Below are 20,194 nucleotides of genomic sequence, written 5' to 3' on the forward strand. Positions count from 1 at the left end.
TCGCCGACTTTGAGGACTCTGGACTCAGCGACCGCCCTTCGAGCTGGCTGAGATCACGGAACACGTGGCCAGTTGGGTCGGCCCGCCTCTCGATGTGGAGGCGTTCCTCGATCTGTTCGACCTGAGCGACGCGGAACGCGCGCGACTGCCGGAATGCCGCAGGCTGCTGGCACTCCTTTGGTTGTTCCTCTTGTCTTACGACGCCCTTCGGCATCGTCGGAATCCGCCAGGAACGGCCGAGCGCCAAGCCGCCAGGTTGTCCGCACTTCTTGACTCACGCGGTGTTCCTCATGGCCTCACGAACCGAGGCTGAGTCGGATCTGAGGAAGCCCAAGGTCAGTGACCTGAGGCTTGCTGACCTGGAGTCCTTCCGCTTCCGCCGAGCCAGCCGTCTCAGCTCTCTGCGGACTTTCGCACTTCCGCGGGCAATGCCTCGTAGGCAACCCCGCGGGCAGCCTCGCGAACACGCTGAAACGTAGCCAGTGCCTGGTTCCGAACTCCCCGGGGCATGGCCTCGATCTGAGCTCGGTCCAAGACGTGGAACGTCCACTGAGCCAGGTTGAGTGCTTCGTAATCGGCGTGTGTACGGGCTTCGTGGACCGCGAACACGTAGACGTCGGCCTGGAAGCCGCGCTGTGCCTCGGGGAGGTACTTTCCGGTCTCGGGATCGAAGGGAATGGTCTGTGGGATGTCCCAGGACGGATTCCCGCTCGGCCGTGTCTGCGTCCACGCCTGGACGTACCCGCCCGCCTTCACCTCGATCCTGATGTTCTCCGGGCTCAGCACGTCGTAGGAATCCCACTCCACCCGGGTCGCCAGTGCTCCCATCGCCCGCGCGACAAGGAATTCCGCGAGGTATCCGCGCACGGTATTGGTCCGAAGGTCGGACATGGCGAACCGCCAGAAGTCCAACAGCGTTGCCTCCAGACCTGAGAACGGCTCGTGGCCGGACACGGGGGTGTGGGGAGGCGCCAGGATCGGGCCCCGCGGCCCCCGTGCCGTCATCCGCGCAGTCCCGCGATGAGGAGTGCGACCAGGCGGCGCGAGTCGTAGCGGGGGTTGTCGCCCGCGCCCGCGCAAAGGCTGGCGACGCCGCGCATGAGCTCGTAGGCGTCCTGGCCGGGGCGAATCTCCCCCGCACCGGCCGCGGTGTCGAGCAGTTGGGTGCATACGGGCAGGAGCCGGTCGAGGAAGTAGGAGTGCAGGGGGTCGAAGCAGGGGTCGTCGGACTGCAACACCGCGGCGAGTCCCAGTTTGGTGACCAGGAAGTCGACGAAGAGGTCCATCCACCGCCCCAGCGCGGCGTGGGGGGTCGCGCTGGTCGCGAGGAGGTCGGGACCTGCCTCCGCGAGGGCCTCGACCTGGTGGCGGTAGACGGCGACGATGAGGTCCGCCCGGCTCGGGAAGTGGCGGTAGATGGTGGCTGTCCCGACGCCGGCCTTGGTCGCGATGTCGCGTATCGGTGCTTCCACGCCTGACGTGACGAAGACCTCGGCTGCCGCGGCGAGCAGGGTCTTCTCGTTGCGCCGGGCGTCCGCCCGTTTGACCGACCGGGCTGTCCGTCCCGAGTCCTGACCGCCCTCGTTCACCGCGCTCCCATCTCCCCGCTCCCGGGTTTACCAAACGGGACACTGTCCCGTATCTTCAACCGGGACGGCGTCCCGTTTCTTAATAATGCCAGAACACGACGCCGGCAACCAACGACTCCATATCCGAACGGAGCGAGAACCATGTCCACATACCTGCTGGTACACGGCGCCTGGCACAGCGGCCAGTCCTGGGAGCGCGTCGTCCCGTCTCTGACGTCGGCCGGACACCGGGTGCTCAACCCGTCCCTGACCGGCTACGGCGACAAGGTGCACCTGCTCGGTCCCGAGGTGGGACTCCACACCCACGTCGACGACATCGTCGGACTGATCACCGAAGAAGACCTCACCGACGTGATACTCGTCGGCCACAGCTACGCCGGACTGGTCATCTCGTCCGCGGCCAACCAACTCCCGGACCGGATCGCGCATCTGGTCTACCTCGACGCGATGGTCCCGCGGGACGGCGAGAGCGCGGCCGACACGCAACCCGCCACCCGGGCCCTGATCGACCGGACCGTGAATTCCGACAGCCCCTGGCGGGTCCCGCCACTCCCCGAGATGCCGCCGCCTTTCGGCCTGTTCGGGGTCACCGACCCGGCGGACATCGCCTGGCTGCGCACGATGCTGTCGGATCAGCCGGTGCGCTGCCTCCAGGAACGGGTCCGGCTCGACAACCCGGCGGCGAACACAATCCCACGCACGCACATCCACTGCACCGTCCAGCCGGAAGGCATTACCCGTCGCCCCGTTCCCGCGATACAGCCCAACGGCACTCCCGCACAGATATGGGAATTGCCGACCGGCCACGACTGCATGATCACCATGCCGGAGGAACTCGCCGGCCTGCTGCTCAAACTCTCCTGACCCGTTCACCCCCCCGCCATGGGCCCACCTGAACGCACGGAGGGCGACGGCTACTTCGCCGATCCGGGGTTCTCGCGCTTGGAGGCATTGAAGCGCGCCTTCTTCTGACGATTTCCGCACGTGTTCATGTCGCACCATTTACGGGTGCGGCTCTGGCTGGTGTCGAAGAAGGCCGCTTGGCAGGTCGGCGATGAGCACAGGGCCAATTTCCCGTCTCGTTCGCCCGCGATGACGCTGATCGCGTCGGCGGCGACAACGCCCAGGGCATCCTCCACGGAGGAAGTCGAGCCAAGCCGCCATCGACGAGCGCCCTCGGGCGTCAGGACAGCCGCGGCCCGACCCTGAGCGCTGCGTTCATTGATGAGCTCGACGGCCGACACGGGGAGGGGGTCTCGGCGCGCGGCCGCCGTCGCGGCGGCGTGAATCGCCTCCCTCAGCTCCCGGGCGCGTTCGAGCTGGGCGGTGGTGCAGGACTCCACGGCGAGGCCACTCACGGCCAGCCAGTCGACGAGCCGGTTCGGCGTGGGAATACGTTCCACAGCGTTGCCGCGACGCTCCGACAGAGTCCCCGTGAAGCTGGTCGCAAGCACCTTGCCGAGACGGAAGTCAGGGAACTGAGCGCTCATGGAACCACCTTAGCCGGTTGCTCGCCGACGTCGAGATCTGTTAGAACCGCCTTAGCCGGTTCCGACGTGTCGCAAGCCGGTTCGCCCGATGACCAGGAGGCCTCATGTCCACGCACTGGTGCGTCACCGGCTCCGCGGCCGGAGTTGATCGTGGCGTTGTCACCACGTCCGCCCACCCCGGCGGGGGCATCTCATGAACCGTCCGACCAGCGACGTGCGGGCATTCGAAGCCCACGCGACCGACGCCGACCTCGACGATCTGCGCGCGCGTCTGGCCGCGGCGCGGCTGCCGGAAGCCGAGACGGTCCAGGGCGCCGCGCCCGGCCCTCGCCGATGGCAACAGGGAGTTCCTCTCGCCGACCTCGTGGATGTCGTGGACTACTGGCGCACTGGGTACGACTGGCGGTCGTTCGAGGCGCGCCTCAACCGGATCGGCCAGTTCCGTACGACCATCGACGGTCTGGGAATCCACTTCCTGCACCGCCGGTCCGCACGCGCGAACGCCACTCCTCTGCTCTTGACGCACGGCTGGCCGGGCAGCGTCGCCGAGTTCATCGATGTGGTGGACGAGCTGGCGGATCCGAAAGACGCGGACACGCCGGCGTTCCACGTCGTGGTCCCCTCGCTGCCAGGTTTCGGTTACAGCGACAAACCGGCCACCACCGGGTGGGGAACCGAGAAGATCGCGGAAGCCTGGGTGGAACTGATGGGAAGGCTCGGCTACGGCAAGTTCCTTGCCCACGGCGGCGACTGGGGCGGTGTGATCACCACGGTCCTCGCCGGCCGGTTCCCGGCGCACGTCCTCGGCATCCACACCACGCTCGCGCAGGCACCGCCCGGGCTGACAACGGACGGGCTGACGGCGGCCGAGCGCGAATGGACCGAGGAAACCCGCGATTTCTGGCGCCACCGCGCGGCGTACGCGAAGCAGCAGGCGACCCGACCGCAGACCATCGGGTACTCGCTCGTCGACTCACCGGTCGGGCTTCTCGCCTGGATCCTTGACAAGTTCGCCGAGTGGACGGATACCGAGGACAGTCCGTTCGAGACGATTTCCAGAGACCGCGTTCTCGACGACGTCACCCTGTATTGGCTGACGCGGACCGGAGCATCGTCAGCCCGCATCTACTACGAGAGCCACAACTCGCTCGACCCCGAACTCCGGGTCGACGTCCCGTCGGCGATCAGTGTCTATCCCCGCGACATCGAGAAGTGTCCGCGCCCCTGGGCACAGGAGCGGTACCGACAGATCGTCCGATGGAGGTCGCCCGAGACCGGGGGCCATTTCCCGTCGCTGGAGGTACCCGGGTATTTCGTCAGGGATCTCCAAGGAGGCCTCACGGCGGTCCTGGCCGCCGGCGGCAATCGGTCATGACGTCGCCGACGCCGGCATGGACACGTGAGGGGGCCGGTGGCCTCCCTGGCCGTTGCCACTTCGGACGACGACGGCCCCCAGCTACTCATGGCTGGCCAGCGCGGCGGCGGGTGAGGTGCGCAGGGCCCGGCGGGTGGGAAGTTCGATCGTGAGGAAAGCGATGCTCACGACGGTGAGCGCGATGGCCGGGAGCAGCCAGACCGGGCCCGCCGGCCAGGGGTGGTCGAGGAAGCCGATGCCCAGGAGTGCGAGCGGGATCGCGGAGACGGCGAGACCGGCCACGAGTGCGGCGGCGGCGATCAGCGCGGCTTCACGGCGCATCATGGCGCGGATCTGACGTGGGGTGGTGCCGTTGAGCCGCAATGTGGCGATCTCGGTGCGGCGTTGGGCCGTGGTGGCGGTGAGCTTGTTGGCGATGGAGAGGAGCAGGTAGCCGAGGAGTACGGCGATGGTGGCGAGGTTCACCCAGACCTCGGGCGGCGCGTCGCTCAGCCTGGCGCCGGTGGTGTCGGCGGGTTCGAGGGAGAGACCGGGGCGGGAGGCGGCCAGGGCGGCGAGGTTGTCGCGTGCCGTCGCCGAGTCGTCGGTGCGGATGAGGATGGTCTGGTCGAGACGGGTGGTGGTGTGGTCGATCGCGAGATCGCGGGAGACGACGACCGGGCCGAAGCCGAGGCTACGGCTGTAGACGGCGGCCACCCGGGGGGTGACACGCGTGCCGTCGCCCAGGATCAGGCTGATCCGCTGCCCGACGTTCGCGTCGCGCGACGTGGCCACGTCGCTGCCCACCGCGACCGTGTCGCCGGTGAGGCGGGCCAGGCTGCCGGAGCGTACGTCGAGGTCGAGCACGTCCGGCGCGCTGGGGTCGAGGACCATGGCGGACCCCGACTCGACCACGGGGTCGCCCAGTTGCTCGTACGGCCAGAGGACGGTGGTGGTGGTGACGGGTGCCGCGTCCCGTACGCCGGAGGTGCCCCGTACGGCGGCGAGCGTCCCCTCGGGGATTCCGCCGAGGCCCGGCGCGCTCAGGCGTTCCTGGGCGAGGGTGCCCGCGCGGACGTCGTTCGTGGTGGCGGTCAGCACCGTGGTCTGGGCGAGGGTGTACGTCAGGGTGAAGACGACCGCCATGGCGAGGGTGCTGACGACTCCGGCGATACGGATGGCGTAGCCGCGGACGTTGGACATCGCCAGCCAGGTGGCGGGCGAGGCACCGGCGGGCAGCCGCCGGGCCAGCGTGCCGCTGACACCCCGGACCAGGGCGGGGCCGGCCATGGCGAGCCCGATCGCCGCGATGATGCCGCCGATGGAGGTCGCGGTCGCGCCGAGTGCGGTCCGTGACAGCAGCGGCACCACGGAGAGGGTGGTCGCGGCGACGATGAGCAGCAGGCCGGCGCCGGTCCGCAGGCGTGAGGGGTTGCGCGGTTCGCTGCGCGACTCGGCGACGGCCTCGGTGGCGGGCATACGGGAGGTGCGCCGGGCGGCGCCCCGGGCGGAGACCTGAACTGCCAGCGCCAGCAGGAGAATCGTGGCGAGGGCGGGAAGTGGGCTGTACGTCAGCGGGAGTGCTTCGGGGAGTACGCCGCGGTCGACGAGCAGACGCCGGAACTGGCCGGCCAGCAGGTAGCCGAAGGGTATGCCCGGTACGAGCGCCAGGGCCGCGATGACAGTGGCCTGGTCGGCGGCGAGCCGGCGGATCTGCTTCGGGGTGGCGCCGACGGCGCGCATCAGGGCCAGTTCGCGTCGCTGCCCGGCAATGGCGACGCCCAGCGCGCCCGCCGTGACGAAACCGGTGATCAGCAGGATGATGCCCGCGAGCGACGACGAGAGCAGGATCAGGAGGGACCGGGCGGCCACCGCGTCGGGGGCGGCGAGGTCACCGCGGTCGGTGCCGGTGGCCACCACCAGTTGGGGGGCGGGCAGTTCCTCCGAGCCGTCGGCGTCCTTCCCGGCGCGGGGTTCGGCAGCGCGGAGCTCGGCCCGTACGGCGGCCGCGACCTTGTCGGTCGTGCCCGGCTCCGTACGCAGACCGATCATGTCGACCGTCCCGGACCTCGGCCCGGAAGTGGATCCGCCTTCGCTGCCCGCCAGTCGGGCGGCGGTCGGGTCGGCGAAGAGGACACCGGCGCCGGGCGCGTCGATCACCGCGGAGACGCGGTAGTCGGCGGCGGCGCGGCCGGCCGCGACCACGCGGACCTCACCGCCCGGCTTCACGCCCGAGGCGGCGGCGATGTCGCTGTCCACGGCGATCTCACCGGAACCGGACGGCTTCTTGCCGTCCATCTCCGGGCCGCCGGTGTCCGCGCCGTCCAGCAGCTCGAAGGAGGACCAGTTGTGCCCGGCCGTCCTGGGGTCCCCGACGGGCACGGCCCGCCCACGGGCGTCGAGCAGCCCGACGGGGAAGCCGATGTCCCCCACCGCGGCGGTGACACCCGGCAGTCGGGCCAGCTTTTCGACCAGCTCGGCGGGTACGGTGCCGCGTTCCGGCAGGGCGAGCGGCAGGTCCGGGCCGCCCCGGAAGGTCTGGTCGGCCGACACCAGGATGTCGGCGCCGCCGAGCCGGCCGGGCGGCAGCTGGGAACGGAGTCCCGACTCCGTCAGGACGCCCGTGCCGGTGATCAGGGCCGCACCGCCGAGCACCGCGCACACCACGGCCGGCAGGGCGCTGATCCGGTGCCGGGCCATCTGTACCGCGAGACGCAACATGATCAGTGCTCTCCCAACGCGACGAGCCTGGCGGCCAGTTGTGGTGCGGTCGGCATCGGCAGGGTGTCCACGACACGGCCGTCCGCCATCACCAGTGCCTCGTGCGCCTGCGCGGCGGCGGCCGGGTCGTGGGTGACCATCACCACGGTCTGGCCGAGCTCGTCGACGAGCTCACGCAGCAGGTTCAGCACGCCGTGGGCGCTGCGCAGATCCAGCGCGCCGGTCGGTTCGTCGGCGAACACGACGGCCGGTTTGGCGACCAACGCCCGTACGATCGCGGCGCGTTGCTGCTGACCGCCGGAGAGCTCGGCCGGCCGGTGGTTCAGCCGGTCGGACAGCCCCACCCGCTCCGTCAGGGTGTGCAGCCACTCCCGGTCCGGGGCCCGACCCGCCAGGCGCAGCGGCAGGGTGATGTTGTCCGCGACGCTGAGCGACGGGACGAGGTTGTAGGACTGGAAGACGAACCCGATGCGTTCGCGGCGCAGTTCGGTGCGGCGGTTCTCGTTGAGCCCGCCGATCTCCTGGCCGTCGATCCGGACGCTTCCGCCGGTCGGCGCGTCGAGCCCGGCGGCGCAGTGCATCAGGGTGCTCTTGCCGGACCCCGACGGGCCCATCACGGCGAGGAACGTGCCGCGTTCCACGGTCAGTGACACATCGTGCAGGGCGGTGACTCCCCCGGGGTACGTCTTGCCGAGGTTCTCCAACGCGATCGCGGGTGCGTGGCCTTGGCCGTAACCCTGGCCCGCCGCGTAACCCCGCGCCTGCCCCTGCTCGGGGCCGATGCCCATGCGGCCCGCGCGCTTCTCGGCCCGCCCGACGGGCGCCCTCATCGCCGGCCCCGCAGGCGCTGGGCGACGAGCGCGGTCACGCAGAGCGCGGTGACCGCGCCGCACATGAGGTGCGCCGGCGCACCGGAGCCGCTGTACGAGGCGACCATGTTGCCGGCCGCGCTGATGACCAGCACCAGCCAGAGCAGGGCACGTACCACCGTGGCCCGGGTGACCTCGCTCCGCGACGCGTCGTGGTCTCCCTCGGAGCCGGTCAGACGGTAGGGGTCGGTGTAGGTCATGAGGTGCTTCCTCTTCCGCTCGGTGGTGTCTCGCTGTCGTCACCGACGCTATGAACTGGCACCCCTCGCGGCCGAGCCCGCCTGCTCCCCAGTCGTCGGTACAGCCTGCTGTACTCATCGCCGGTCCGGCTGGCGACCAACTGGCGGGCCACATAAGGTCGCTGCCGAAGGAGAGGTGCATGTCGACCCAACGCAGCACACTCGACGGGGCCGCCGAGTCCGGCGAGCCGGAATCCGTAGGTCACGGCTCCCGGAGTCCGAACCCCCGGCCCGGCGTCCGGGACCTCGTCGTCCGGGCCGGCGGCACCGCGCTCGTCGCGCTCGAACGGCTCGCGGGCGGGTTCGGCACGGCCCTGCTCGCGCTCTTCACCCTCGCGTGGCTGGCCGTCTCCGCCGTGACCGCCCTCGTCGGCGTCGGACTCCTCCTGGCGCCCGTCGGGCTGCGCCTCCTGCACTCCGTCGCCGACCGTGAACGCGGCAGGCTGAACCGTTGGGGCCCCGAACTGGTCGGTCCCGGCCCTGCTCCGACCCGACTCCGCCCCGCCCTCACGGATCCCACCACCCGCCGCGAGCTGAGCTGGCTGGTCCGCCACGCGACGGTGGGGCTGTTCCTGGGCCTGATCGGCGTACTGCTGCCGCTCTGCGCGATCCGCGACAGCGCCTTCCCCCTCTACTGGCAGCTGCTCCCGGACGACGCCACCAGCGCCTCCATCGGGCTGGGAGTCGCGCGCGGCTGGTCCGACGTGCTCGCCGTCGCCCTGCTCGGACTGGGGTGGATCGCCATCATCGTGGGGCTCACGCCGGGGATGGCCAGGCTCCAGGCGAAGCCGGGCAGGCGGCTGCTGTCGGTCGGTCCCGACGCGGACCTGTCGCTGCGGATCGCGGAACTCACCGCCACCCGGGCCGCCGCCCTGGACGCCCACGCCACCGAACTGCGGCGCATCGAACGCTCGTTGCACGACGGCACCCAGAACCGGCTCGTCACCGTCACCGTCCTGCTCGGGGCCGCGCGGCGCATGGTCGCCCGCGATCCTGCCGGGGCCGAGGAACTCCTCGAACGCGCCCAGACCTCCGCCGAGCAGGCACTGGCCGAGCTGCGCTCGGTCGCCCGGGGCATCCTGCCGCCCGTGCTGACCGACCGCGGGCTCGAAGGCGCGCTCGCCGGGCTCGCCGCGTCCTGTCCGGTGCCGTGCCGGATCGATGTCGAGGCACCCGAGCGGCGCGCGGCGTCCGTCGAGGCGACCGCCTACTTCGTGGTGGCCGAGGCGCTGACCAACATCGCCAAACACAGCGGCGCCGAGCAGGCCGGCGTCACGGTGCGCGGCGGTGGCGGCAGGCTGCGCCTGAGCATCAGTGACAACGGCCGGGGCGGTGCGGACGAGGACGGCGGATCCGGGATCATCGGCATCCGCCGCCGTATCGCGGCGCTCGACGGCACTCTCACCGTGGCCAGCCCTCCCGGCGGCCCCACAACCATCGAGGTGGAACTCCCATGCGGATCGTGATAGCCGAGGACGACCCGCTGCTGCGCGAGGGGCTCGCGCTGCTGCTGCGCGCGGAAGGTCTCGACGTGGTGGCCACGGCCGGTACCGCCGACGGGATCCTCGACGCCATCGACGAGCACAAGCCGGATGTCGCGATCCTCGACGTACGGATGCCGCCGACCCACACCGACGAGGGGATCGTCGCCGCGGTCGAGGCCCGGCGCCGCCGTCCGGATCTGGCGGTGCTGGTCCTGTCCGCGTACGTCGAGCAGAGCTTCGCCACGGATCTGCTCGTCGGCGGTGTCACGGGGCTCGGGTATCTGCTGAAGGAACGGGTCGGCCGCGTCGAGGAGTTCCTGGACGCGCTGCGGCGGGTGGCGGACGGCGGGACCGCGATCGACCCCGATGTCGTCGCGCAGCTCTTCACACGCAGCCGCGACGACACGCGTCTGGAACGCCTCAGTCCGCGTGAACGCGACGTACTCGCCCTGATGGCCGAGGGGTTGGGCAATTCGGCCATCGCCGAACGGCTCTTCGTCACGGACGGCGCCGTCCACAAACACATCCGCAGCATCTTCGCCAAGCTCGATCTGTCGCCCACCGACCAGATGGACCGGCGGGTGGCCGCGGTGCTGCGTTATCTCGACGACGTCCGCCGCCGCACCTGATGGGCGGTCAGGTACTCGGCTGCTCCGGCTTCAGTGAGGTGAGGGGCAGCGGGGCGAAGCGGATGGCCTCGTACGCGGTGGCCTTCCCCGTCTCGTACAGGACCCCGACGTGCTCGTCGTCCAGCTGTACGAGGTCGGAGTAGGCGGCCTTGGCGTCGGAGAGCCGGTATCCGGCGGACCAGGTCGCGCCGCCGTCCAGGCTCGCGCGTACGGTCATCCACGCCCGGTCCCGGGGGTCGGCCGGCGACGCCATCAGCAGCGGGGCGTCGTCCGCTTCTCTGCCCCCGGTGACCTGGAGGAGGCTGCCCTGCACGGGCGGCGCGGTGATGCCGGTGGCCGGCTCGAAGGGGCCGTCGAGGGTGGCGCCGCCGTCCTGGCTCCAGGCGTGGACCCGGTTGCCGGGGGCGCTGCCCTTCTGGTCGCGGGCGTTGAAGTAGACCGTACCGTCGGGGAGTTGGGCGACGGCGGTCTCGTTCACATGGAGGGTGCCCTCGTCCGCCGGGTCGACGTAACCGATCCGCCAGCTCTCCCCGCCGTCGTCGCTGAGCAGGGAGTGCCCGGCGTAGTGGCTGGGCTCGGCGCCCGTGTCCGTACTGCCGTCCGGAGGGGTGACGGAGTGGTTGGCGCCGACGACGAGACGGCCCGCGTCGGGGCCCGCGGTCAGCTCGACGCCGTGGCCGGGGCCGGTGGCGTACCAGCGCCAGTCGGGGCGTTTGACCTGCTCGGTGATCTCACGCGGCGCGGACCAGCCGGCGCCCGCGTCCGTGCTCGCCTGGACGTAGACCCGGCGGCCGTCCTCCGGGGCGGCCTGCCCGGTCATGATCGCGCTCTCCGTCGCGTCGCCGCCGTTGCGGGTGGTCAGCAGCACCAGCCGGCCGCTGTCGCCGACGGCCACGGGCACGGGGTTGCCCAGGGTGTCCTGCCCCGATTCGGCGACCGCCCGTACCTCGGACCAGGTGCACCCACCGTCGTACGAACGCCGCAGCACCACGTCCACATCCCCGTGGTCCGCCTTGCCCAGCCGCCGTCCCTCGGCGAACGCGACCAGCACGTCACGCCCGGAGCCCGGCTCCTTCACCGCCACCACGGCCGGGATCCGGAAGGTGTCGTAGCCACTCTCCCCGGAGACGAACACATCGACGGCCCCGCACTTCCCCGCCGCCCGCGCCCCGTCCGCCCCGTCCGCCCCGGAAGCCGCTCCCGGTCCCGTACCCGATCCCATCTGACACCCTGCCATCACCGCTCCGAGCCCGACGAGGACCAGACGTCCCGCCCAACCCATCACTGAACTTCTCATCGCCCCCAGCCCAGCGCGCCGAACCTGCACGACCGGGAACGGCGCGCAGCTTCGAGGTGAACAGCACGCGTCGCCGTACCCTCGGGCTCCCCCCGGCTCGCGGGCGCGCCGAGCGCCTACGATCGGCGGATGCCGGATCAAGCGTCCACCACCACGCGCCACGTGCTGCGACGGGCCCGTCTCGTCGTCGCCGTGCTCGTCAGTCTCTGCGCGTTGATCGGGGCGGTGCGGCTGGTGGTGCCCGCCACCGGAGGGATCGACGGAGAGCCCGCCGGGGTCCGTGGTCAACTGGCCTTCATACGTTCGGCCTTGGACGACGGTGCCGCTGACGACGCCCAACAGCAGTTCCCCGAGGGGTACTTCTTCCTGCACGCCCTGTACGGCCTGAGCTGGGTCGAGTTGGGGATGCGGGAGCCCGCGGGCGAGGCGCGGGAGGAGGCGTCGCGGGAAGCGCGGTGGGCGCTGGAGCGGCTGGAGTCGGAGGCCGGGCGTGCCGCGTTCAGTGCCGAACTCAGCCCGTCGTACGGGGTCTTCTACCGCGGCTGGACCAACTGGCTTCGTGGCGGCACGCTCATGCTGCGGCCGGCAGGCGAGCGCGACGCCGCGCAGGTGAGGCGGTTCGCGGAGGATTCCGCCGCTCTCGGGGCGGCGTTCGACGGCTCCGAGTCGCCGTATCTGGCGGCGTATCCGGGGCAGGCGTGGCCCGTCGACTCGACCGTAGCCATGGCCTCGCTGCGGCTGCACGACACGCTGCTGCCCGCCCGCTTCACCGGCACCGTGGAACGGTGGCTCGACGGAGTGCGGCAGCGTCTCGACCCCCGTACGAGACTGCTGCCGCACCGCGTCTCCCCCGACACCGGTGACCCTCTCGAGGTGGCCAGGGGCACCTCACAGAGCATCATCCAGCGGTTCCTGGTCGACATCGACCCGGTTTTCGCCCGCGAGCAGTACCTGCTCTTCCGTGACCGGTACGTCGTCTCACCGCTCGGTCTCGGGCCGACGACGCGCGAGTACCCGGAGGGCATGGACGGCCCGGCCGATGTCGATTCCGGGCCGCTCCCCCTCGGTGTGAGCCTGTCCGCGACGGTCGTCACCATCGGCGCCGCGCAGGTCCAGGGCGACGCCCCGCTCGCCGAAGGGATGGCCGGCTACGGGGAGTTGCTCGGCGTGCCGGTCAGCACCCCGTGGACCAAGCGGTACGCCTTCGGTCTGATCCCGATCGGCGACGCGTTCCTCGCGTGGTCGAAGACGGCGCGGCCGTGGGTCGCCGAGCCGGGGGACCCGCCGCCCGCGCACCTCTCGCCCTGGTGGCGTCTCCCCCTTCTGGTGCTCCTGCTCCTCGTCGGCGCGGCGCCGTGGCTGCCCGCCCTGGTGCGGTGGCGTCGGCGGCGGACGAGAGCGGGTGACGGCCCTGGGGCCGTCCCCGGGGCCGGGGCCGGGGAACTGCCGTCAGCGTCTGGCGAAGATCGGTTCCCAGCGGCCCGGTGAGTTGTCCTGGGGCGTACGGGCTCCGCTCAGCGAGACCACCTTGTCGCTGCCGATCGTGATCAGCACCAGACGGTTGTCGAACTCTTTCCCACCGGGCGCGATGTCCCAGGCGATCAGACGCTTGTCGTCCGCCCAGACGAGGAGTTCCTGGCCCTTGAGCTTGGCCGCGCGCTTGCCGGTCGCCGGGTCGAGGACCTCGGTCGCCGTCGTACGCGCTCCGCCCGCGAAGGGCCCCGCGACGAGTTCGCCGTTCGGGGAGAGGCCGGCCGGGGCCATGACGAGGTTGACGTGCTTCTCCTTCGGCGGGGCGGGCACCTCCTTGCCGCGCAGATCGCGGAAGATCCGGCCGGGCGCCATGTTGATGAATTCGTACACCAGCGTGCCGTCGTTGTTGAACCGCAGCCACTCGCCGGAGCCGAACGACCTGCCGTACTCCGGATCCGTGAAAGCTGGCAGCGCGTGCCAGTCCGACTCGCCCGTCTCGACGTCGACGATCGCGAAGCCGGTGCGGCAGGCCACGGGTTGCGGCTCCTCGGTGTTGTTCACCGGGATCCTCTTCGACCAGTAGGTACGGAAAGGATCCTTGTCGTACGTCGTGGCGATGAGTTTCTTGCCGTCCGGCGAGAACTGGACCGCGCCGACACCCCCGTCGAGGCCCTTCATCGGAATCCAGCGCGTCACCTTCTTGGTGAGGAGGTCGAGAACTCCTATGCGCGTGACGGGCAGTTGGCGTTCCAGGACCGCCGCCGTGCGCATACCGGGCGCGACCGTCAGATAGGCCCAGCGCGCGTCCACCTCGTACCTGCCGGTCTTCTGGTCCAGCACGGAGTAGGTCCGGGTCATGATCTGGTCGCGGTTGGGCTGCTTGACCTGACGGGAGGTGAAGTACGCGGCGAGCGCCTGGTCCCCGACCGCGATCAGGTCGCGTGGCGGCGACTGGTCCACATGTGTGAGGGTCTTGCCGCGGGATGCCTCGCTCGCCAACTGGGTGGACGCCTCGCCCGAGTTGAGCACGCCCGGCCCCGCCAGCGCGGCGGTGACGACCAGGACGGTCGTGACCGCGGCCCCGGCGAGGTGGCGTGCTCTGCGGCGGCGGCGTGCGGTGAGGACCCGGCCGGCCAGGTCGGCGGGGGCGGTCGCGGTGCCGGCGGCCTGCTCGCGCAGGGAGGCGCGCACCAATTCCTCGACGTTCACGGTCGTACCTCCACGGGGGCGAAGTCCCGGGACGGCGGCTGCTGTTCCGGCTTCTCGTCGTCGGACGGGTCGAGCAGGCTGAGTTCGGGCGCGAGGACCCGCAGCCGGGCGAGGGAGCGGTGGGTGGTGGAGCGGACCGTGCCGACGGAGCAGCCGAGCAGGCGGGCGACGTCGGCCTCGGGCAGGTCCTCGAAGTAGCGCAGGACGAGTACGGCGCGCTGCCGCGCGGTGAGCCGCGACAGCGCGTCGCGCATCACGAGCCGCAGCTCCGCGGCGCCGGTCCCGTCCGCGCCGGAGGCGGTCCGGGCGTCGACGCCCGGGTCGGGCGGATCGGCGACGGTCAGCTCCTTGCGCCGGCCCTTGAGCCGCCACCGGCTGACCTGCTGGCGGTAGAGGATCTGCCGTACGTACGCCTCGGGTTCGTCGATCCGGTGCCAGCGGCCGGCGGCCTTGATGAGCGCGTTCTGCAACAGGTCCTCTCCCGCGTGGCGGTCGCCCCCGCTGAGCAGCACGGCGGTTCTCAGCAGCGCGGTGGACCTGTTGGTCACGAATTCCAGGAAACTCTCCTGGCCTGTGGCATCCATCGTCACCTTCTTCTCCCGGCGGGCCGGTCGGCCCTGCCTACCCGTGCTGACGCGCGCGAGGGCGCCTCACTATGCCGGGCGCGCGAAAGGTGTCCGGGGGGGGTTCCTCAGAGGTGACCCGATCCGTAAGGGACCGTGAACCGTAGCGCAAGAAGTTGACTGGTCACCGCAGTTGAGGCGCAGGGATACGAAAACTGCTCGCAGACATCTTGTGAAGCACGGCGCGACGGTCCTAATGTCCACCTCACCCCCACGGCGTCCGCTCCACCGAGCGTCAGCCCCACCCGCGTTCGTCCTCTCCAAGAGAATCGAGCCCTAGATGTCGTGGACCTCACTGACCGCCGCCGCCGTCGGGCTGGGTCTGAGTCTCAGCCTGCTGAGCGGCGGCGGCACCGTCCTCGCCGCCGCACCCCTCGAAAGACCCACCGGCCCCGCCGGCCCCGTCGTCACCCGCGCCGCCCTGGACCCCGCGCTCATCGCCGGCCGGGGCGCCCGCGTCGGCTTCGCCGAGCAGGAGGCGGAGAACGCCGCGACGAGCGGCGCGGTCATCGGCCCGGACCGGACCGCGTACACGCTGCCCTCCGAGGCCTCCGGCCGTACGGCGGTGAAGCTGGCGCCCAAGCAGTACGTCGAGTTCATCCTCCCCAGCGCCGCCAACGCGATCACCGTGCGCTACAGCATCCCGGACGCGCCCGGGGGCGGCGGCATCACCGCACCCCTCGATGTCACGGTCAACGGCAAGGGCCGTAAGACCATGACGCTCACCTCCCAGTACGCGTGGCTCTACAACCAGTACCCCTTCTCCAACGACCCCGGCGCCGACCTGCTGCACCCCGACTGGTGGATCACCGAGTGCGCGTGCGTGCCGGCCGCGACGACTCCCGCACCGGTCATCACCAAGCCGTTCCGCCCGAGCCACTTCTACGACGAGCAGCGCCTGAAGCTCGGCAGGACGTACCGGGCCGGTGACAAGGTACGGCTGACGGTCCCGGCGGGCAGCAAGGCCGACTGGACGGTGGTGGACCTCCTGGACTCGGAGCTCGTCGGCGCACCGCATGTCCGGCTCACCGCCGCGAACGTGCTGCTGTTCGGCGCCGATCCCCTCGGCAGACGGGATTCGGCGGACGCGTTCGACAGGGCGATCACCTTCGCGAAGCGCAGGAACCTCACCGTGTACCTCCCGCCGGGCACCTACCAGGTGAACCGTCACATCATCGTGGACGACGTCACGATCGAGGGCGCCGGCAACTGGCACACGGTCGTCAAGGGCCGCCAGGTCACCCTCGACAGCCCCGCGCCCGACGGCTCGGTCCACACGGGCGTCGGCTTCTACGGCAAGGACGCGGCCGACGGAGGGAGCCGGAACGTCCATCTGTCGGGCTTCGCCATCGAGGGCGACGTACGGGAGCGGATCGACACCGACCAGGTGAACGGCGTCGGCGGCGCGATGAGCGACTCGACCGTCAAAGGGCTGCACATCCGGCACACCAAGGTCGGTCTCTGGTTCGACGGACCGATGTCGAACGTCCGTGTCTCCGGCAACATCGTCGTCGACCAGATCGCCGACGCCCTCAACTTCCATACGGGCGTGACGAATTCGGTCGTGTCCGACAACTTCGTCCGCAACACGGGCGACGACGGCCTCGCGATGTGGTCGGAGAAGACCGCCAACGCGCGGAACACGTTCACCCGCAACACCGTGCAGTCACCGGTCCTGGCCAACGGCATCGCGGTCTACGGCGGCACGGACAACACGGTCTCGGCCAATCTTGTCGCCGACCCCGTCCGGGAGGGCAGCGCGCTGCACGCGGGGTCCCGCTTCGGCGCCGAACCGTTCACCGGGGCGCTGCGCTTCACCGACAACACCACGGTGCGCGCCGGGACGTACGAGCTGAACTGGAACATCGGGCTGGGAGCCATCTGGCTCTACGCGCTCGACAAGGACATCGACGCGGACGTCCGGGTCACCGGCGACCACTATCTCGACAGCACGTACAACGCGATCATGCTGGTCAGCGACTACGCGGTGAAGGACCTGTACGCGATCGACGGTGTCCGCTTCAAGGACGTCAGGATCGACGGGACGGGTACGTCGGCGGTCAGCGCCCGTGTGAAGGGGTCCGCGTCCTTCGAGAACGTGGACGCGCGCAACGTGGGCGCCGTCGGTGTCAACAACTGCGGCTCCTTCAACTTCACCCCCGCCGGCTCGGAGTTCACGCTCGGCGACCTCGGCGGCAACGACGGAGGACGGGGTACGGAGTCGTGGCTCGCGCCGTGGCTGCTGCCTAACACGATCACGTGCGACGACCGTCCGCCGGTGGTGGCCCCTCCGGCGCCGTCCGCCTGGTGAAGCCCGTCAACGGCTGACCCGCCGACCTGAGGCTCCCCCCTCATGGTGTGGCCCCGCACGGCGTCCTCCGCGCGGGGCCACGGTCATGGCCGGGCCGGTTGGCCCGGGTCGCCGGTCAGGGGGTGATTCGCAGCGCGTCCACCATCCCCACCGATGTACTGCGGTTCACGATCCTGATCGTGTGCGAGCCTCGGGTCAGCCCCTGTTTCTGCCACACGACCTGCTGGACCTGTCTCGCGCCGTCGGCTCTCAGATTCACCGTCGCCTGGAAGACGTTGTCGAGGTAGACGTCGACCGTCCCCATGTCGCCGTTGCGTTCGGACAGATACTGGATCCCGGTGCCGTTGAACGTGTACGACGCGACCGCGTCCACCGTGGTGCTGTGGTGGGTGTCGTCGTTGAAGTCGCCGTAACCGCGGCTGTTCGTGAGATGCCAGTTGTTGTCGTACGTCAGCGCGGTGTTGTTCACCATCGGGTCGGCCGTCGCGTTCGACCCCAGCGTGGAGCTGGTGCCGGCCAGGGACTTCATGCCCTGGTTCGCGGTGCCGGTGAGCGTTGTCTGGCTGTACGAGCTGAGCGGCTTGGCGGTCCGCTCGACGACGTACACCTGGTTCGCCCCGGTGTTGAAGGTGATCTCGGCGCTGCTGGATGTGGTCACGATGGCGTTGTCGGAGGTCCTGCGGACCCTGACCTCCTGGGTGCCCCACGGATTGACGACGCGGGCCGCGTTCCCGAACTGGCTCTTCAGCCCGACGTACTTGATCTCGCCGGCCTCCCTCTCCGAACTGACCATGAATCCGCCCTTGGCCAGCAGACTGAATTTCCCGACGAAGGTGGAATCGGTGGGGACGGCGGGAAAGACGCGGATCTTGTCGTTGTACGACTGGAGCAGCGACTCGTTCGTCGCGGCCAGATGTACGCCGAGATACTCGAAGACGCCGTTGGTGTTGCTGGTCATGCCGTTCGGATAGTTCTGGTACTTCTGCAGCATGGTCTTCAGACCCTGGAGCGTCTGATTCCCGAGTCCCAGCCGGGCGGCCTGGATCGCGTCGTTGGCCCATACGTTCCCGTACGGGAACGGCCTGACGTTCCAGGTGTTGATCGCCTTCTGCTGGTCGGGATAACCGATTCCGGTGAGGTCGTAGGGCCAGATCAGTTCGGCCGCGACATTCTCGTTGTTACGCGTCTGCGCGATCGGGGGCGTGTGCGGCAGATAGGTGTTCGCCGCCGTGTCGGAGGGATACGCGATCAGGTTGTCCAGGATGTTCTGCCACTGCGGACGCAGCGAGGCGTCCAGGCCCAGCTGGTTGCTCGCCTTGATGGCGAGCGGGAACAGGGTGCGTACGGCGGCCAGGTCCGTGATCGCGTTCGGCACGTTCCAGTACGTCTCGTGCGAGTGGGAGCTGGCCACGTAGTACTTGCCGGTCGAGCTGTTGAACGACAGCTTCGCCTGGTAGAACTTGGCGACCTCGCGCATGAACGGATAGGCCGTGTTTCGCAGGTAGTTGGTGTCGTTCGTGTACGTGTACTGGAGGTACATGTTGTACGCGGCCTCGGTGCCGGTCGACCAGATGTTGTTGGTGAAGTCGCTGTTGACCGTGCCGCGCGCGTTGCCGTCCCAGCCCATCGTCTCCGGCACCCAGATGCCGTCCACGTTGTACCGGGTTCTGGTGTATGCCTTCAGCGCGTCGAAATTGCGGCTGTAGAGCTTGTTGAACCCGGCCATGAGATCGGTGTGGTTGGAGGCCAGGAACGAGTTGTAGATGTCCCGTTGATTCCAGTACCAGTACGCGTTGCTCCATTTGGTGGCGTCCCCGGTGGCCCGGAAGACGCCGTTGATGAAGTGGGCGGGATAGTTTCCGTATCCGGCCGCCGCGATCATGTAGGTGGAGAGGTAGTAGACGTTCTCCATGTAGTCCGCTTCGCGCGACCCGTTGGAGTACTGGACGAACGACTTCTGCCAGAACGCGTGCCACCAGTTGAGATAGGCGTTGTTGGTGCTGGTGTATCCGGCGGCCTTGACCTCCGCGAGCGCGCGCTTGGCCTCGGCGACCGAGTTGTGGCTCGGCGCGTTGAGACGGGTGCTCGCGGTGAACCAGATGGTGTAGCTGGAGTCCGGTGTGATCGAGAGCCGTACCTTGCGGCCGTCGACGACGCGCGCGGTGTACGCGGCGCCCTCCACGGTCGCGCCGAGGGTGTAGCCGAAGTTCTGCGGGTCCGCCTGGCCGCGGCTGAGGCCGGCGCCGGTGGAGTCCGCGTACGTGGACACCGTCCGCCACGTCTCGATGTTCGGCACGTCACCGCTGTTGCCGAGCCCCGCGACGTCCCACAGGCTCAGATCCAGGTTGATCGCGGAGACCCCGGAGCGGGTGTCCTCCACATGGATGCCCATGACCTCGGAGTTGGGCTTGCCCATCACCGTGACGGTGCGGTTGTTGTCGTACTTGGTGGTGAGGGTGCCGTCATAGAGGGAGAGGCGCTGCTGGAAGGTGGAGTAGCCGCTGTCCATCGCCGGGGTGGTGGACAGGTTGAGCAGCCCGGCGCCGAAGGCGGTCTGCTGCGAGGTGTCCACACCGGACACCTGCATGTTGAAGCCGTTGTTCTGCCAGGCCATCGCGCCCGTACGGCCGTTGCCGACGGTGAGGCCGTGCTTGGGCTCGGTGGTCGGCCGGTTGTAGACGATGTCGTGCTTGGACATGTAGTTCGCGTAGTCCACGTTCAGAGCGCCGGTGGAGGAGTTGAAGGCGGCGTCGGTGGGTGAGGCCACGGCCGGTGAGCCGGCGGAGAGGCCGCTCACCATGCAGACGAGGACGAGGAGCGCGCCCAGCAGGCGTGCGGCGCGTGTTCTCCCGTGTGTTCCCGTGCGCCTCGTACTCGCGGCCGGTCTCGCCGGTCGGTCGGATCTC

General features: G+C 69.9%; 16 protein-coding genes. 6 read left to right on the forward strand and 10 right to left on the reverse strand.

Annotated features, from left to right (window positions below; genetic code table 11):
- Positions 1-393: 393 nt before the first annotated feature.
- Both IEY79_RS15270 and IEY79_RS15275 read right to left on the reverse strand, forming a co-directional pair.
- Positions 394-954, reverse strand: coding sequence for a hypothetical protein (locus tag IEY79_RS15270; RefSeq protein ID WP_189107997.1), 561 nt, complete (start codon positions 952-954; stop codon positions 394-396).
- Positions 955-1,001: 47 nt separating this feature from the next.
- On the reverse strand, positions 1,002-1,589 hold the full coding sequence (locus IEY79_RS15275; RefSeq protein ID WP_189107998.1) for a TetR/AcrR family transcriptional regulator: 588 nt from the start codon (positions 1,587-1,589) through the stop codon (positions 1,002-1,004).
- Positions 1,590-1,730: 141 nt separating this feature from the next.
- Between IEY79_RS15275 and IEY79_RS15280 the strand changes: the two genes are divergently transcribed.
- The gene (locus IEY79_RS15280; protein WP_189107999.1) at positions 1,731-2,453 is read left to right on the forward strand and encodes an alpha/beta fold hydrolase; all 723 of its coding nucleotides are present in this window, start codon (positions 1,731-1,733) and stop codon (positions 2,451-2,453) included.
- A 50-nt stretch (positions 2,454-2,503) separates the two neighbouring features.
- On the opposite strand, the gene IEY79_RS15285 is transcribed toward IEY79_RS15280, so the two are convergent.
- The gene (locus IEY79_RS15285; RefSeq protein WP_189108000.1) at positions 2,504-3,079 is read right to left on the reverse strand and encodes a CGNR zinc finger domain-containing protein; all 576 of its coding nucleotides are present in this window, start codon (positions 3,077-3,079) and stop codon (positions 2,504-2,506) included.
- 193 nt (positions 3,080-3,272) lie between these two features.
- On the opposite strand from IEY79_RS15285, the gene IEY79_RS15290 reads away from it, so the two are divergent.
- The gene (locus tag IEY79_RS15290; RefSeq protein WP_189108001.1) at positions 3,273-4,454 is read left to right on the forward strand and encodes an epoxide hydrolase family protein; all 1,182 of its coding nucleotides are present in this window, start codon (positions 3,273-3,275) and stop codon (positions 4,452-4,454) included.
- Positions 4,455-4,535: 81 nt separating this feature from the next.
- Here the strand turns inward: IEY79_RS15290 and IEY79_RS15295 are convergent, their stop codons facing one another.
- Genes IEY79_RS15295 through IEY79_RS15305 form a run of 3 tightly spaced genes read right to left on the reverse strand, consistent with a single transcriptional unit; the run spans position 4,536 to position 8,223 of the window.
- A complete protein-coding gene (locus tag IEY79_RS15295; RefSeq protein WP_189108002.1) occupies positions 4,536-7,154 on the reverse strand; it encodes an FtsX-like permease family protein in 2,619 nt (872 codons plus the stop codon).
- Positions 7,155-7,156: 2 nt separating this feature from the next.
- Positions 7,157-7,942, reverse strand: coding sequence for an ABC transporter ATP-binding protein (locus IEY79_RS15300; RefSeq protein WP_189108117.1), 786 nt, complete (start codon positions 7,940-7,942; stop codon positions 7,157-7,159).
- Between the two features lie 38 nt (positions 7,943-7,980).
- On the reverse strand, positions 7,981-8,223 hold the full coding sequence (locus tag IEY79_RS15305) for a hypothetical protein (RefSeq protein ID WP_189108003.1): 243 nt from the start codon (positions 8,221-8,223) through the stop codon (positions 7,981-7,983).
- Between the two features lie 179 nt (positions 8,224-8,402).
- Between IEY79_RS15305 and IEY79_RS15310 the strand changes: the two genes are divergently transcribed.
- Both IEY79_RS15310 and IEY79_RS15315 read left to right on the forward strand, forming a co-directional pair.
- Positions 8,403-9,728 carry a sensor histidine kinase gene (locus IEY79_RS15310; protein ID WP_189108004.1) on the forward strand — a complete coding sequence of 442 codons (1,326 nt, stop codon included), beginning with the start codon at positions 8,403-8,405 and terminating at the stop codon, positions 9,726-9,728.
- Positions 9,716-10,375, forward strand: a complete 660-nt coding sequence (locus tag IEY79_RS15315; RefSeq protein ID WP_189108005.1) for a response regulator — start codon at positions 9,716-9,718, stop codon at positions 10,373-10,375. Before IEY79_RS15310 ends, IEY79_RS15315 begins: the two co-directional genes overlap by 13 nt.
- A 7-nt stretch (positions 10,376-10,382) precedes the next feature.
- Here IEY79_RS15315 and IEY79_RS15320 read toward each other — a convergent pair whose 3' ends face one another.
- Entirely contained in the window at positions 10,383-11,597 is a 1,215-nt protein-coding gene (locus IEY79_RS15320; protein ID WP_229700880.1) for a sialidase family protein, read from the reverse strand.
- 204 nt (positions 11,598-11,801) lie between these two features.
- Between IEY79_RS15320 and IEY79_RS15325 the strand changes: the two genes are divergently transcribed.
- Positions 11,802-13,160: a hypothetical protein gene (locus IEY79_RS15325; RefSeq protein WP_189108006.1), complete on the forward strand. Its 1,359-nt coding sequence runs from the start codon at positions 11,802-11,804 to the stop codon at positions 13,158-13,160.
- Here IEY79_RS15325 and IEY79_RS15330 read toward each other — a convergent pair.
- Both IEY79_RS15330 and IEY79_RS15335 read right to left on the reverse strand, forming a co-directional pair.
- Positions 13,122-14,354, reverse strand: a complete 1,233-nt coding sequence (locus IEY79_RS15330) for a WD40 repeat domain-containing protein (RefSeq protein WP_189108007.1) — start codon at positions 14,352-14,354, stop codon at positions 13,122-13,124. The two genes, IEY79_RS15325 and IEY79_RS15330, sit on opposite strands and share 39 nt — an antisense overlap.
- A complete protein-coding gene (locus IEY79_RS15335) occupies positions 14,351-14,938 on the reverse strand; it encodes a SigE family RNA polymerase sigma factor (protein WP_189108008.1) in 588 nt (195 codons plus the stop codon). Before IEY79_RS15335 ends, IEY79_RS15330 begins: the two co-directional genes overlap by 4 nt.
- Positions 14,939-15,257: 319 nt before the next feature.
- On the opposite strand from IEY79_RS15335, the gene IEY79_RS15340 reads away from it, so the two are divergent.
- Entirely contained in the window at positions 15,258-17,288 is a 2,031-nt protein-coding gene (locus tag IEY79_RS15340) for a glycosyl hydrolase family 28-related protein (protein WP_189108009.1), read from the forward strand.
- Between the two features lie 115 nt (positions 17,289-17,403).
- Here IEY79_RS15340 and IEY79_RS15345 read toward each other — a convergent pair whose 3' ends face one another.
- Positions 17,404-20,088 (reverse strand): glycosyl hydrolase family 95 catalytic domain-containing protein, encoded by a 2,685-nt coding sequence (locus IEY79_RS15345; protein WP_189108010.1) that lies wholly within the window; start codon positions 20,086-20,088, stop codon positions 17,404-17,406.
- Positions 20,089-20,194 lie beyond the last annotated feature (106 nt).

Source organism: Streptomyces camponoticapitis, from assembly GCF_014646115.1.
GTDB lineage: Bacteria > Actinomycetota > Actinomycetes > Streptomycetales > Streptomycetaceae > Streptomyces > Streptomyces camponoticapitis.

Coding starts and splice junctions, on each gene's coding strand:
- IEY79_RS15280 (WP_189107999.1), top strand. CDS start 1,731: ATGTCCACATACCTGCTGGTACACGGCGCCTGGCACAGCGGCCAGTCC.
- IEY79_RS15285 (WP_189108000.1), bottom strand. CDS start 3,079: ATGAGCGCTCAGTTCCCTGACTTCCGTCTCGGCAAGGTGCTTGCGACC.
- IEY79_RS15290 (WP_189108001.1), top strand. CDS start 3,273: ATGAACCGTCCGACCAGCGACGTGCGGGCATTCGAAGCCCACGCGACC.
- IEY79_RS15295 (WP_189108002.1), bottom strand. CDS start 7,154: ATGTTGCGTCTCGCGGTACAGATGGCCCGGCACCGGATCAGCGCCCTG.
- IEY79_RS15300 (WP_189108117.1), bottom strand. CDS start 7,942: ATGGGCATCGGCCCCGAGCAGGGGCAGGCGCGGGGTTACGCGGCGGGC.
- IEY79_RS15305 (WP_189108003.1), bottom strand. CDS start 8,223: ATGACCTACACCGACCCCTACCGTCTGACCGGCTCCGAGGGAGACCAC.
- IEY79_RS15310 (WP_189108004.1), top strand. CDS start 8,403: ATGTCGACCCAACGCAGCACACTCGACGGGGCCGCCGAGTCCGGCGAG.
- IEY79_RS15315 (WP_189108005.1), top strand. CDS start 9,716: ATGCGGATCGTGATAGCCGAGGACGACCCGCTGCTGCGCGAGGGGCTC.
- IEY79_RS15320 (WP_229700880.1), bottom strand. CDS start 11,597: ATGGGATCGGGTACGGGACCGGGAGCGGCTTCCGGGGCGGACGGGGCG.
- IEY79_RS15325 (WP_189108006.1), top strand. CDS start 11,802: ATGCCGGATCAAGCGTCCACCACCACGCGCCACGTGCTGCGACGGGCC.
- IEY79_RS15335 (WP_189108008.1), bottom strand. CDS start 14,938: ATGGATGCCACAGGCCAGGAGAGTTTCCTGGAATTCGTGACCAACAGG.
- IEY79_RS15340 (WP_189108009.1), top strand. CDS start 15,258: ATGTCGTGGACCTCACTGACCGCCGCCGCCGTCGGGCTGGGTCTGAGT.
- IEY79_RS15345 (WP_189108010.1), bottom strand. CDS start 20,088: ATGGTGAGCGGCCTCTCCGCCGGCTCACCGGCCGTGGCCTCACCCACC.